This is a genomic window from Chromobacterium sp. FG89 (genome assembly GCF_057808735.1).
The window spans coordinates 110391-123292 of sequence record NZ_JBMDIQ010000003.1 but is presented as its reverse complement, the minus strand read 5'-3'; the positions used below and the strand labels follow the sequence as shown (position 1 = coordinate 123292).

The following is a 12902-nucleotide window of genomic DNA, read 5'->3' as shown; positions in this document are numbered from 1 at the left end:
CCGCGACTACACCTCCAAATAGTCAAAATCGGTTTTATGCATGTAAAAACCAATTCGGAGAGCGTCATGTTCAACCGCCTGACCATCGCCCAGCGCCTAAGCGCGCTCGTCGCGGCCCTGCTGGCCATCACCATCCTGATCAGCCTGTTTGGCCAGCACGCGCAAAAAGGCATACTCGACGACTTCGCCACCACCTACAACGACCGGGTGGTCTGCCTGAAACAGCTGAAAACCGTGGCCGACAGCTACGCGGTGGGCATTGTGGACGGCGCGCACAAGCTGCATGCCGGCGCCATCGACGCCGCCGGTTTTCTAGGCGGCATCGACGCCGCGCAGGCGGCGCTGAAAAAACAATGGGGCGATTACCGCGCCACCTATCTGACCGCCGAGGAAAAAACCCTGGCCGACCAGGCCGAGGCGGCGATGCGCCAGGCCGACGCCAGCGTGGCGCGGCTCAAAAGCCTGGCCCAGACCGGGGACCGCGCCGCGATGCAGCTCTTCCTGGACAAGGAAATGTACCCGGCCATCGATCCCATCGCCAACCGCATCGCCGCGCTGATCGACTTGCAGCTGCGGGTGGCGGCGGAAGAGTTCGCCAAGGCGCAGGAACGCGCCGCCGCCAGCCGCGCCGTCGCCATCGCGCTCTTGATCTGCGGCGTGGCGCTGGGCGCCGTGCTGTCGCTGATCATCATCCGCTCGCTGATGGCCGAGCTGGGCGGCGAGCCGCGCGACGTAGTGGCGCTGACCGAACGCATCGCCAACGGCGACCTCAGCCAAAGACTGCAGGTCAAGGCGGGCGATCAACACAGCGTGATCGCCTCCATGGCGCGGATGCAGAGCGGCTTGATCCGCATGGTGCGCGCCATGCAGCAGATCATCAGCCAGCTGAGCGCCAACGCCACGGAACTGGCGGCGGCGGCGGAGCAGGTGGCCGCCAGCGCGGAGGAACAGACTCGCGCCGCCTCGTCGATGTCGGCGTCGGTGGAACAGTTGTCGGTCAGCATCTGCTCGGTGGACGACAACACCACGGACGTGGCCACCGAATCCGTCTCCACCGGCGAACTGGCCACCCGCGGCGAATCCATCATCGACCAGACCCTGCACACCATAGAATCGGTGGCCGACATGGCGCGCGCCTCGCAAGACCAGGCCGACCTGATGAGCAGCCGCTCGCAGCAGATCGCCAACGTGATCCAGGTGATACGCGACGTGGCGGACCAGACCAATCTGCTGGCGCTGAACGCCGCCATCGAGGCCGCGCGCGCCGGCGAACAGGGCCGCGGCTTCGCCGTGGTGGCCGACGAAGTGCGCAAACTGTCCGAGCGCACCGCCCAATCCACCTCCGAAATCGGCGCCAGCATCCGCGAAATGCTGGATAGCAGCGCCCACGTGGTGCAGAACATCCACCACACCGTGGACCATATGGAAGTGGGGCTGCAACAAGCCAGCGACGCGCGCGCCGCCATCACCGGCATCAACGACAAGGTGGCCAGGGTCAAGCAATCGCTGAGCGCGATCTCGGTGTCCCTGCACGAACAGCAGGCCGCCGGCACCGGCATCGCCGCCAATGTAGAGAAAGTGGCGCAGATGTCCGAGGAAACCAGCGCCGCCGCCAGCCAGACCGCGGACTCCGCCAGCCAGATGGAACAGATGTCGCATGAGCTGCAATCCAGCATCAACTACTTCACCCTGCCTCAAGCCGGTCAAAGCCAGGGCGGCGAAACGCCGCTGCAGACCGGCCATTCGCTGGCGGCCGCCGGCTGAAGCGCCGCTTACCTCCTCTCCGCACTTGGCCTGGCGCTTGCCAGGCTTTTTTTTAGTCTGGCAATGGCCGGTGGCCTATGGATCAGCCGGAGCCGGACTTGGCCTCAAGGTCATGCTGCATAGCAGCAATGTCGATAAGCGAACATTCTCCGCGCCCACACACGCTATCGCGACTGAAAACGCATAGCCTCCACGGGCAATCATTCGTTGGCGCTCCAAATTTTGTTCGTAAAAACAAAAAGCAGATGCCTTTCATTCGCATTCAGCGGCCATCTGACGTCAAAGAACGGCTACTTCCAGCAAACCCATGTGCATGGCAGCATTGCAACAATATGACGAATTATTTTGCAATACCAATGAGATACCAATTGAGAACCAGTAAAAGACCAGATAGTTTTAGCGCAGGACATCCGCCAGAGGTGTCGCCACGTGATTGGAGTGACTGAAATGCCTAAGCCGACCAAGCTTGCCCTACTGCTGTTGACCGCCCTGCCCTGTGTCGTCATGGCGGCGGAAGACTCGATTCCGACCAACGACACCTCGCCCACCCAGGGCGCGCCGTCCACCTTCGAACCGGTGGACGTCTACGACTTGATCACCAAGTCCGAAACCACCGTCAGCGCCATCTATTACGGCCGCAACCGCCAGGCGGACTGGCCGGCCCCGCCCAATGGCAAGAACCGCGACGACATCACCGTCAACGCGCTCAACCTGGGCCTGAACTTCCGTTCCGGCTATGCCTGGAACAAGCTGGGCTTCGACGCCGCCGCCCACGCCGCCATCCGCCTGGACAGCGGCAAGGGCTGGTCGGAAGTGCTGAATCACGACGTCAACGACAGCTCCCAGCCCGGCGGCGTGGACAAGAGCGCCGCGGTCTTGAGCCAGGCGGCGCTGAAATTCCGCCAGCACGAGGACGGCCAGGGCTTCTCCGCCCGCGCCGGCTACACCCCGATAGGCATCGGCACCCTGGGCACCTCCGGCGGCCTGCAATCCCACGCCTACCGCGGCGTGGAAATGAAATACAAGTTCGGCGACTTCGAAGTGGGCTACGGCTGGGCCGACCAGTTCCGCAACGAATGGGACACCCGCTTCCGCGACATGAGCAACTCCTGGGAACAGGGGCGCAGCAACGGCAGCGCCGCCAAGCGCGTCGACTACGTCAACAGCCTGGGCTTCCGCTACGCGCCCAAGAACGGCTTCGTCGACGTCGGCGTAGGCGAAGGCAAGGACTACCGCCGCAACGCCCAGATCGCCGGCTCCTACTCCTGGCAGCTCAACGGCGACGACAAGCTGACCGCCACCGGCTACTACTTCACCGGCAAGTACCAGACCCAGCTCTCCGGCATCCAGAACCCCAAGAACGAATACCACGCCAGCGGCAGCGTCAGCTATGCCACCAACGGCTGGACGCTGATGGGCGGCCTGGGCTACACCAAGGCCCCGGACTCCGGCGAACTGAACTTCCGCATGACGCCGTGGGGCAATAGCGACAACCGCAACTTCATCCAGACCTGGGGCCAGCTGGACGACTTCGTCTGGGACGGCACCACCGTCTACAAGCTGGGCGTCAACTACGACCTGGCCAAGGTGGGCGTGCCCGGCCTGACCGTGGGCCTGTCCGGCAACTACGCCACCGGAATGAAAAACCCGGGCAAGGCGGACACCAAGGCGCACGAGGTGGACTTCAGCATCGGCTACAGCGTGCAAAGCGGCATGTTCAAGGGTGCCAGCATCGGCGTCTACCCGGCCTGGCTGCGCACCGACGGCTTCTACGGCAAATCCGACCGCAACGACGTCAAGGTGATCGCTTCCTACAGCAAGACCTTCTGATCCGCGCGGCCGGCCGGAGCCCTTCCTCCCCCGTCCGGCCGTCGGCTCACTGGCATTGAACTGGTCTCGCTTTCATTGACACCACTTCAATGCCACAATGCGGAAAAACGCCAATCAAATGGCATATCAACACAGCAAGTCCGCCGTCAGACTGGCCGCCCGCCAGCGCCGGCCTCCAAGGAGAAACCATCATGAAACTCAACGCCTTCGCTCGCGCCGCCCTGCTCATCGCCGGCTGCGCCGTCGCCCTGCCGGCGCTGGCCGCCGACAAACCGGTGCTGGAAGTGTGGACCATGAGCTTGTCGCCCAAATTCGACGGCTACTTCAAGGACCTGGTCGGCAAATACAACGCCCAGAACCCCAATGTCGAAATCAAATGGACCGATTACCCCTGGGACGTGATCCAGTCCAAGTTCACCGCCGCCGTCGGCGCCGGCAAACCGCCGGCCCTGGTCAACCTGAACGTGCCCTGGGCTTACGACTACAAGCAAAGCGGCCTGCTGCAGCCGCTGGACGGCGTGATCAACAAGGGCCAGTACGTGGACGGCGCGATCAAGGACGTGACCTTCGACGGCAAGGTCTACGCCTTCCCCCACTACAACGGCGCCAACGTCATCGCCTATAACGCCGAACTGTTCAAGAAAGCCGGCCTCAACCCGGCCAAGCCGCCCAAATCGCTGGACGAGCAGCTGGCTTACGCCAAAACCATCAAGGCCAAGACCGGCGTCGCCGGCTTCGCGCCGGCGCTGGGCCCCACCAAGATCGAAGGCTTTCTGATCCAGAACGGCCTGCCCTTGCTCAAGGACGGCAAGCCAGTGTTCAACAGCCCGGCCCACGTGGCCATGCTGAAAAAACTGGGCGACGCCTACAAATCCGGCGCGCTGCTGAAGGACAATCTGTTCGCCCAGGACAACTTCCAGGTCTCCATCGCCGCCTACAACAGCGGCCGCATGGCCATGCTGGTCACCACCCCGGCCTCGCTGACCCGGGTGCGCGACGAAGCGCCCAAGCTCTATCAGTCCACCCAGGTGGCTCCGGCGCCCATCGGCCCCACCGGCATCGCCGCCGGCGGCTGGATGTTCAACTTCGGCGTGGCGCGCAACGTCAACAAGGCGCTGCTGCCGGAAATAAGCAAGTTCGGCAACTACCTGACCAACGCCGACAACCAGCTCGCCTTCGCCAAACTGGCCGGCACCCTGCCCACCGCGCGCAAGGCGGCGCAGGACCCCTACTTCCAGAAAGTGGCCAATGACGCCGGCGCGGCGGAAAAAGCCGTAGGCGTGGCCGCCGCCAGCCTGGACAAGACCCGCACCATCTACCTGGCCGGCGTCAAGGATCCGGACGTGCTGTCCGCCCGCCTGGCCGCCGCGGTGGAAAAAGCCGTCACCGGCCGCCAGGACCCCAAGGCCGCGCTGGACGAGGCGGCGGCGTTCTGGAGCGGCAAGCTCTGAGAACGTGTTTACGATCTCGCGAGCGAAGACGAGACAAGGCGTTGCGGCTGAGAAAGCGGAATGTACAAGTGCTACATCAGCATTTCGAAGCGGTACTCACCGTGTGACGTCTCACGACGCGCAGCAGATCGTAAACAGGTTCTGATACGCGCTTGAACGCGGCGGCGTCCCAGACCCCGCCGCCCCGCAACCCGCAGGCCGACGCCGCATCCCGGCGCCGGCCTGCCGCTACGTCACAAGGTTCTGCCCATGCGCACCAAGACCACGCTGCAAGCCTATCTGTTCCTGGCCCCGGCGCTGCTGCTGATGCTGGCTTTCTCCTTCTGGCCGGTGGGCTTCGGCAGCTTCATCGCCTTCACCCAGTACAATCTGATCGACAGTCCGCGCTGGGTGGGCCTGGACAATTTCCGCGATTTGTTCGGCGACGAACTGTTCCTGGCCTCGCTGAAAAACTCCGCCGTCTACCTGCTGGTGGTGCCGGTGATCCAGATCGTCGCCATGCTGCTGGCGGTGCTGGTCAACAACCAGCTGCCGGCGATCAAGTGGTTCCGCGCCGCCTACTACCTGCCCGTGGTCACCTCGGTATCGGTGATCGGCATCATCTGGAACTTCATGTACACCGAGGACGGCGTGCTCAACGCCGCGCTGCACTGGCTGCGGGTGATCAACGAACCGGTGGGCTGGCTCAACGACGACCGCATCGCGCTGTTCGCGGTGATGTTCATCACCGTCTGGCGCGGCCTGGGCTGGTATATGGTGCTCTACCTGGCCGGCCTGCAAGCGGTGCCGGCCGACATCTACGAAGCCGCGCAGCTGGACGGCGCCAACGCCTGGCAGCGCTTCTGGCGCATCACCGTGCCCCTGCTGGCGCCCACCATCCTGCTGTGCTCGGTGATGTCGGTGCTGGCCGCGGTCAAGGCCTTCGAAGAGGTGCAGATCATGACCAAGGGCGGACCGATGCAATCCACCTACACCGCGCTGTTCTACGCCTACGAGTTCGGCATCAAATCGCTGAACTTCGGCCGCGCGCTGGCCGCCAGCCTGGTGATGTCGGTGTTCTGCGTGGCGCTGGCCTGGTTGAACTTCCGCTATCTGCAGCCGCGCGACGCTTAAGGAAACGCCATGCACAACACCGCCACCCTCGCCGCGCCCGCCGCCCGCCGCCACAGCGCCCGGCTGAGCAAGCTGGCCGGCCGCGGCCTGCACTATCTGGTGCTGAGCCTGATCGCCGTCGTCACCGTCTATCCGTTCTGGTGGACGCTGGTCACCGCGCTGTCCACCGAGGGCGACGTGTTCGCCTTCCCCCCGCCCTTGCTGCCCAGCGCCCCCGGCCTGGACAACTTCAAGGAGGCGGTGTCCAGCATCGATCTGCTGGCCTTCTACAAGAACTCCGTCGTCATCGCGCTGGCCACCGTGGCCGGCACCCTGCTGGTCAGCGCGCTGGCCGCCTACCCGCTGGCGCGGATGCGTTTTCCCGGCCGCAAGCTGGTGTTCGGCGCCATCCTCGCCACCATGATCCTGCCCAGCGAAGTCAATTTCCTGGTCAACTTCATCACCGTGTCCAAGCTGCAGCTCACCGACAGCTACAGCGGCGTGGTGCTGCCCACGCTGGCGGGCGCGGTGGGCATCTTCCTGATGAAGCAGGCCTTCGAAGCCGTGCCGCAGGATCTGATCGACGCCGCCCGCGTCGACGGCGCCGGCGACTGGCAGATCTTCTGGAAAATCATGCTGCCGCTGTCGCGCCCGGCCTTGGCGGCGCTGACCATACTCACCATGGTGTCGGCGTGGAACCAATACATCTGGCCGTCCATCGTGATGTCCAGCCCGGACAAATTCCCGCTGTCGGTGGGCGTGCTCTACCTGTCCGGCGCCTTCAGCTTCAAGACCCGGGTGGTGGCCGCCGGCGCGGTGCTGACCGTGCTGCCCATCCTGCTGGTCTTCCTGTTCACCCAGCGCTACTTTCTGCGCGGATTCGATGGAGCCGTCAAATGAGCGATACCCTGCAACAACTGGCCGGCCAGGCGCTGATGGTGGACGTGGCCGGCCCGCGCCTGGGCGATGAGGAAGCCGCCTTCCTGCAACAGCTGGGCGCGCGCGCCATCTGCCTGTTCCGCCGCAATGTGCCGGACGAGGCCAGCATCCGCCGGCTGATCGCCGATCTACAATGCGCTCTGGGCGAGGACATCCTGATCGGCATGGATCAGGAAGGCGGCGCGGTGATGCGCACCCTGTTCCTGCCGGCGGCGCCGTCGGCGATGGCGCTGGGCGCGGTGGACGACGCCGAACTGGCCGAGAAAGTGGGCGCCGCGGTGGCGCGCGGCCTGGCCAGCCTGGGCGTGAACTGGAACTTCGCCCCGGTGCTGGACCTCAACAACAACCCGGCCAATCCGGTGATCTCGGAACGCTCCTTCGGCGAGGACCCGCTCAAGGCGACGCGGCTGGCGCGCGCCTGGATCAACGGCCATCTGTCCGAAGGCGTGGCCTGCTGCGTCAAGCACTTCCCCGGCCATGGCGACACCCATACCGATTCCCACCTGGACCTGCCGGTGGTGGACAAGCCCAAGGCCGAGCTGCGCGATTACGAACTGTCGCCGTTCGCCGCGCTGGCCGACCTCGCCCCCGGCATGATGAGCGCCCACATCCGCTTTCCGACGCTGGACGCGGACTGGCCGGCCACGCTGTCGCCGGCCATCTTGCAGCAACTGCTGCGCGAGCAGCTGGGCTACCAGGGCGTGGTGATCACCGACGGCATGAATATGAAGGCCATCCGCGAACGCTGGGGCCAGGCCCAGGGCAGCGCGCAGGCGCTGGCCGCCGGCGCCGACCTCAGCCTGGTGCTGCAATTCCCGGACGAAATGGAGGAGAGCAAGCAGGCCTTGATAGCCGCCGTCTCCGCCGGCCGGCTGAGCGAGGCGCGGCTGCAAGAAGCGGCCGCGCGCGTGGACGCGCTGATCCGGCGCTACCCCAGCCGTCAGCGCGATTACGACGCGGCGCAGCGCGCCGCCGACGCCGAATTGTTCGCCGACGCCTGGCGCCGCGCGCTGACCGCCCACGGCCAGCCGCAACGGCCGCCGGCCGGCGCCACGCTGCGCCTGGTGGTGCAGGACCAGGCGCCGTCCGACGGCGTGTCCGAGGCCGGCCTATCCGCCGACGCGCTGATCGCTAGGCTGATCGCCCAGCTGTCGCGCCGCTTCAGCCTGGAAGTGATCCGCTATCAGCGGCGCGAGGAACTGGACTGGCGCCGGCTGCCTCAGGACGGCCGCTACACCGTGGTCGCCTCCACCACCCGCGAACGCTACGGCGCGCGCGAGCGCGCCGAATGGCGGCCGGACCTGCACCTGGCCTTGTGGAACCCCTACGCCGCCGCCGATCTCGACGCGCCGGCGCTGATCAGCTACGGTTTCGCCGACGCGGCGCTGGACGCCGTCGCCCAATGGCTGGCCGGCGAGATAGACGCCGCGGGCGCGCTGCCGGCGCGCCTGCACTAAAAGGATTCGATATGGCCCACCTCAAGCTCAGCAATATTAAAAAAGTCTACGACGACGGCAACGCGGTCATCCACGGCGTCGACCTCGCCGTCCGCGACGGCGAATTCATGGTCTTCGTCGGCCCGTCCGGCTGCGGCAAATCCACGATGATGCGCATGATCGCCGGCCTGGAAGACATCAGCGCCGGCGAACTGTGGATAGGCGGCCAGCTCGCCAACGACATCCAGCCGTCCAAGCGCGGCGTGGCCATGGTGTTCCAGAGCTACGCGCTCTATCCGCACATGACGGTGCGGGAAAACATGGCCTTCGGCCTCAAGCTGGCCGGCAAGAGCAAGCAGGAAATCGCCGCCGCCGTGCACCGCGCGGCGCTGACCCTGCAGATCGAACACCTGCTGGACCGCAAACCCAAGGCCCTGTCCGGCGGCCAGCGCCAGCGCGTGGCCATCGGCCGCGCCATCGTGCGCAAGCCGGAGGTGTTCCTGTTCGACGAGCCGCTGTCCAATCTGGACGCCGCGCTCAGGGTGCAGATGCGCATCGAACTGGCGCGTCTGCACAAGGAACTGGGCAGCACCATGATTTACGTCACCCACGACCAGGTGGAAGCGATGACCATGGGCGACCGCATCGCCGTGTTCAACGCCGGCCGCATCGAACAAGTGGGCACGCCGCTGGAGCTCTACCAGCGCCCGGCCAACCGCTTCGTCGCCGGCTTCATCGGCTCGCCCAAGATGAACTTCCTGCCGGCGGCCATCGCCGCGGACGGCCCGGCCGGCCTGGCGCTGGAACTGCCCGGCGGCCACCGGCTGAGCCTGCCCTTCCAGGGCCGCGCCGGCGACGCCGCCACCCTGGGCGTGCGCGCCGAACACCTGCGCTTCGCCGACGCCGGCGTGCCGGCGACGGTGCAGTTGGTCGAACACCTGGGCGATGTGCAGATCGTCTACGTCCAGGCCGACGGCGTGGCCGAGCCCATCGCGGTCAAGCTGGGCGGCCAGGACGCCGCCCCACCGGCCGGCAGCGCCTGCCGCCTGGCGCTGGACGCCGAGCACTGTCATCTGTTCGACGCCCGGAACCAGGCCTTGCCCCGGCTGACGACTCAAGCGCAGGCCCAGACCGAGACGGTGTGAACAACGGCAGCGCATACGCAAAAAGGACGCGATCGCGTCCTTTTTCATTTATCCACAGAAAACCTTATCCTGCCGTTTTATCCACAAGCCGCCATCGCCGCGCGACGATGCTCGGCTAAAAGCAGGCCTGCGCCACTTACCCACAAGCCGGCGTCTTCACGCCGCTTTATCCACAGCGGCCAGTTCAAAGCTCGCCCGCGCCGCGTCCAGTTCGAAACGCAGCAGCCTTCCGGCATGCGGCCGCAGTTGCTCAGCCAGCCAGTCCATGCCCGCCGCGCCGGAAGGAAACCCCTGATCCGGGCGCTCGCTGACGAAGACCACGTCGCGGCTGCCGGCGTCCAGCTTGAACAGGTCCGACTCCAGCCAGTTCAGACAGCGGCACACCACCCGCCGCTCGCCGTTCAGCCACACCGCCTCGCCCGGCTGCGGCGTTTCCGCCTGATCCCGTCCCAGCGGCAGGAAGGACTCGTCGCCCGCCGCCAGATCCAATTGCAATACGCCGCCCAGCTTGGCGATGTCCTCGCCGCCAAACGGGCTCAGGCTCGACAAGGACGCCTGATTGTACAAGTCCACCAGCGGCAGAATGCTGCGCAGCTTGTCCTTTTGCGCCGCCTTGACCAGGTATTCCAGCGAACAGCGCGCCTTCTTGTCGCCGGGCAAGTCCTTGTACAACTGCTTCCAGGCTTGCAGCAGCGCGTCCAGATCGCGCTCCGGCTCCGGCAGCGTCGGCAAGCGCGCGGGCAAGGCGGCGGCGTCTATCTCCAGCGCGATCAGGCCGCTGACCTGGATCTGCGGCAGGCGGGACAATAAGGCGGGGCTCAGGGCAATCTGCATCTCGGACTTTCCACGGTTGAATCCGCCTCAGCATAGGCCCGCCGCGGACAAAGGGGAAACGCGTTTTTTTGCTGGGGCATTAGTGAAACTGAATCCATTATGATTTCTGGCTGCCCACGCAATAAAAACCATTACTGCCAATAAATAACCCATCATTAAAAATAAGCAAAGCATCAATCATTTTTAATGTATTTATTTTTTATATAAACGCAATGGAATGCAAATAGAAATACTAGCCTTTAAGCCAGTTGCCGGTGCCTACTATTAAATAAACCATCGTTATTTTTAATTGATGGGAAAGTAAAAGGAGGCGATATAAGCTTACGCGCAGTTATCCGCGAAGGGGATTCCTCCTCTCACGGTGGAACGGTGTTGGAATACTTCCCGAAATTTTAATATTCGCGGCAAGAACGCTGCGGGCGTCGGCCACAAAGGCTATTGCCCGCAATGTAAAAAAGACTTCGTGATCGTGGAGGGAGTAGAACACTTCACCTTCAGGGGCAAAAACGTTGCAGTTGAGGGCATGCGGACTTCTTGCGGGGCGATATTGATCGCTTCTCAGCATGCGTTTCGTATTGCAGCCCGGCCAAGGGCTGTTCAGATGGTTCCAGGCCCGTTGAGCGCGATGGTAACGGCGGGGATGCCCTTGCCTGCGGAAGGTCCGAACTGGATCGAGTTCGCCTTACCCGGCCAGAAAACTACCAGGGCTTGGCCTGCATGATCAACTTCAACAACGGCAGCACCAAAAACATGGTGTTTGACCAAGAGGGTTGCTTGCGGATCGACTCCATGGCGGAGGTGGCGGGCAGCCATGTTGAAATTCCAGAAAATAGCGAAGATAGCGGCGCAAACCTTGCCAGCCAAATCCTTAATCTGATCGAGGACTGAGACATGAACGATTCCGTAACCTATGGCAGAAGCCGCAGCACCGGCACCTCCACGACCAGCGGGAATAGTTTTCCCGAGTATAAGATTGAATACCGTGGCTATTATCAAGTGAATAAGCGGCATGAGCTGGAATCTCCGCTCAAGAAAAGTCTTGAAAATCTTGAAGCGGCGGCGGCACGTTTTGCGACGGATGCAATTAGTGATGGGAATGTGCGTGCTTCGTATCAGAAAAATATTCAAAGAATGGCACAAGCCGTGCTTGAGGATGTAGACACAGGAAAAATTTCTGCTAAAAGTGGAATGGAATTTTCCAATAAAATGCGCAACCAAATTATGATAGAGCACCGGACGGTGACTTCTGCTCAAGGAGTTGTCGTTGCTGAAAAATATAAGAAAGATGGCAGAACCATAGAGCACCTTTTAGACAAAAAATCTAGAGAAATTTATGGCAAGGGATTTTATTTGCTAACAGCAACGGAGCAAAATAAAATTTACTATGCCATTATAGAGTCATCAGCAAGATCAAGCGCTATATTTGACAAGAGCGCGAAAAGGTTAAGTGTAATGGGGAAAGTAGGATGGATTGTGACGGCTGCTCTTGCTGCACATGCTGTTTTGGAGGCTCGCAATAAGAAAAAAGAAGTTGTCAGACAGGGAGCCTTGATTGGAGGCGGAATGGCTGGAGGAGCTGCGGCTGGTTTGCTGGTTACACCAATATGTGGGCCAGGCGCACCAATCTGTGCAGTTGCCGTTGTTTTGGTCGGTAGTATCATTGGTGGAGTGGTATCAGAAGACGTCGTAGATAGTTTGGATGAGGAGCTAGAGGAATTTAGTAAATGGCAAATGAAATAAACTGCTTTGGATTGATTAAAAGTAAAAAAATGGAAGAGGGTGGAGGGATATATTATCATCTCACGCACAAGGAATTTGACATTGGTATTAAGGATTTTTTTGAAACTATATTTGCACAATATGAGTTGAATGATGGAAGGTTTTTTATTGTTTTACAAAATGCTCCTTGGGAAGAGACAAATTATAAATTTTATATTTTATCGAAAGATTTTATGATTTTGGATTGTGTGCATCTGTACTCTCCACCAGATAGAGACGATGGCTTAATTGAGAGGTACAGCTTAGAAGGAAATATATTTACCTTTCAAAAATATGACAATAATCATCGTTATGCAGTAAAAATAAACGATAAAGGGGAACGCCACTATTCTATCAGTGATTTAAAACACCGGTCTCTAGCAAGTTTTTTAAAGCTACGTAAACTGTTGATCCTGAGTAAGTTGTAAGCCTGGGCAACTCAACACTAATTTATATTCCGGCAAGAGAACATGAGGGATTAGAGGAAAAGTGGAAAATGCAATGACAGACTTCAGCTTAGGATAGGTATCATGGGGTGGAGAGACTCACCAAAGTGAGGTTATCCGATATTTAAATAAATATTGCAATCAAGCAACAAAAGCGCTTGCTGATTAAAGTACCAAGCAAACCCTGAAGTGGTGGCGGAATTGATG

At 61.5% G+C, this 12902-nt stretch carries 12 protein-coding genes; 11 read left to right on the top strand and 1 reads right to left on the bottom strand.

Annotated features, from left to right (window positions below; translation table 11 throughout):
* Positions 1-66 precede the first annotated feature (66 nt).
* The 7 genes from ACODRW_RS04060 to ACODRW_RS04030 all read left to right on the top strand — a co-directional run bounded on the left by ACODRW_RS04060 (position 67) and on the right by ACODRW_RS04030 (position 9657).
* A complete protein-coding gene (locus ACODRW_RS04060; RefSeq protein ID WP_488905226.1) occupies positions 67-1764 on the top strand; it encodes a methyl-accepting chemotaxis protein in 1698 nt (565 codons plus the stop codon).
* Positions 1765-2211: 447 nt separating this feature from the next.
* Complete coding sequence (locus ACODRW_RS04055) at positions 2212-3594, top strand: OprD family outer membrane porin (protein ID WP_107801326.1); 1383 nt, start codon at positions 2212-2214, stop codon at positions 3592-3594.
* 191 nt (positions 3595-3785) lie between these two features.
* The gene (locus tag ACODRW_RS04050; protein WP_488905225.1) at positions 3786-5045 is read left to right on the top strand and encodes an ABC transporter substrate-binding protein; all 1260 of its coding nucleotides are present in this window, start codon (positions 3786-3788) and stop codon (positions 5043-5045) included.
* Positions 5046-5294: 249 nt separating this feature from the next.
* Positions 5295-6158 (top strand): carbohydrate ABC transporter permease, encoded by an 864-nt coding sequence (locus ACODRW_RS04045; RefSeq protein ID WP_107801328.1) that lies wholly within the window; start codon positions 5295-5297, stop codon positions 6156-6158.
* A gap of 9 nt (positions 6159-6167) precedes the next feature.
* Positions 6168-7037 carry a carbohydrate ABC transporter permease gene (locus ACODRW_RS04040; RefSeq protein WP_107801329.1) on the top strand — a complete coding sequence of 290 codons (870 nt, stop codon included), beginning with the start codon at positions 6168-6170 and terminating at the stop codon, positions 7035-7037.
* On the top strand, positions 7034-8533 hold the full coding sequence (gene nagZ / locus ACODRW_RS04035; RefSeq protein WP_227105887.1) for a beta-N-acetylhexosaminidase: 1500 nt from the start codon (positions 7034-7036) through the stop codon (positions 8531-8533). Before ACODRW_RS04040 ends, nagZ begins: the two co-directional genes overlap by 4 nt.
* An 11-nt stretch (positions 8534-8544) precedes the next feature.
* Positions 8545-9657, top strand: coding sequence for an ABC transporter ATP-binding protein (locus ACODRW_RS04030; protein WP_235085569.1), 1113 nt, complete (start codon positions 8545-8547; stop codon positions 9655-9657).
* A 156-nt stretch (positions 9658-9813) separates the two neighbouring features.
* Here the strand turns inward: ACODRW_RS04030 and ACODRW_RS04025 are convergent, their stop codons facing one another.
* Positions 9814-10491, bottom strand: a complete 678-nt coding sequence (locus tag ACODRW_RS04025; protein WP_227105891.1) for a B3/B4 domain-containing protein — start codon at positions 10489-10491, stop codon at positions 9814-9816.
* Between the two features lie 361 nt (positions 10492-10852).
* On the opposite strand from ACODRW_RS04025, the gene ACODRW_RS04020 reads away from it, so the two are divergent.
* Genes ACODRW_RS04020 through ACODRW_RS04005 form a run of 4 tightly spaced genes read left to right on the top strand, consistent with a single transcriptional unit; the run spans position 10853 to position 12677 of the window.
* On the top strand, positions 10853-11212 hold the full coding sequence (locus ACODRW_RS04020; protein ID WP_488905224.1) for a PAAR domain-containing protein: 360 nt from the start codon (positions 10853-10855) through the stop codon (positions 11210-11212).
* On the top strand, positions 11209-11379 hold the full coding sequence (locus ACODRW_RS04015; protein WP_488905223.1) for a hypothetical protein: 171 nt from the start codon (positions 11209-11211) through the stop codon (positions 11377-11379). Before ACODRW_RS04020 ends, ACODRW_RS04015 begins: the two co-directional genes overlap by 4 nt.
* Positions 11380-11382: 3 nt before the next feature.
* Positions 11383-12231: a hypothetical protein gene (locus ACODRW_RS04010; RefSeq protein WP_488905222.1), complete on the top strand. Its 849-nt coding sequence runs from the start codon at positions 11383-11385 to the stop codon at positions 12229-12231.
* Complete coding sequence (locus tag ACODRW_RS04005; protein ID WP_488905221.1) at positions 12216-12677, top strand: hypothetical protein; 462 nt, start codon at positions 12216-12218, stop codon at positions 12675-12677. The genes ACODRW_RS04010 and ACODRW_RS04005 overlap by 16 nt, the downstream gene beginning before the upstream one ends.
* Positions 12678-12902 lie beyond the last annotated feature (225 nt).

Coding starts and splice junctions, on each gene's coding strand:
- ACODRW_RS04010 (WP_488905222.1), top strand. CDS start 11,383: ATGAACGATTCCGTAACCTATGGCAGAAGCCGCAGCACCGGCACCTCC.
- ACODRW_RS04005 (WP_488905221.1), top strand. CDS start 12,216: ATGGCAAATGAAATAAACTGCTTTGGATTGATTAAAAGTAAAAAAATG.
- ACODRW_RS04015 (WP_488905223.1), top strand. CDS start 11,209: ATGATCAACTTCAACAACGGCAGCACCAAAAACATGGTGTTTGACCAA.
- ACODRW_RS04045 (WP_107801328.1), top strand. CDS start 5,295: ATGCGCACCAAGACCACGCTGCAAGCCTATCTGTTCCTGGCCCCGGCG.
- ACODRW_RS04050 (WP_488905225.1), top strand. CDS start 3,786: ATGAAACTCAACGCCTTCGCTCGCGCCGCCCTGCTCATCGCCGGCTGC.
- ACODRW_RS04040 (WP_107801329.1), top strand. CDS start 6,168: ATGCACAACACCGCCACCCTCGCCGCGCCCGCCGCCCGCCGCCACAGC.
- ACODRW_RS04055 (WP_107801326.1), top strand. CDS start 2,212: ATGCCTAAGCCGACCAAGCTTGCCCTACTGCTGTTGACCGCCCTGCCC.
- ACODRW_RS04060 (WP_488905226.1), top strand. CDS start 67: ATGTTCAACCGCCTGACCATCGCCCAGCGCCTAAGCGCGCTCGTCGCG.
- ACODRW_RS04025 (WP_227105891.1), bottom strand. CDS start 10,491: ATGCAGATTGCCCTGAGCCCCGCCTTATTGTCCCGCCTGCCGCAGATC.
- nagZ (WP_227105887.1), top strand. CDS start 7,034: ATGAGCGATACCCTGCAACAACTGGCCGGCCAGGCGCTGATGGTGGAC.
- ACODRW_RS04030 (WP_235085569.1), top strand. CDS start 8,545: ATGGCCCACCTCAAGCTCAGCAATATTAAAAAAGTCTACGACGACGGC.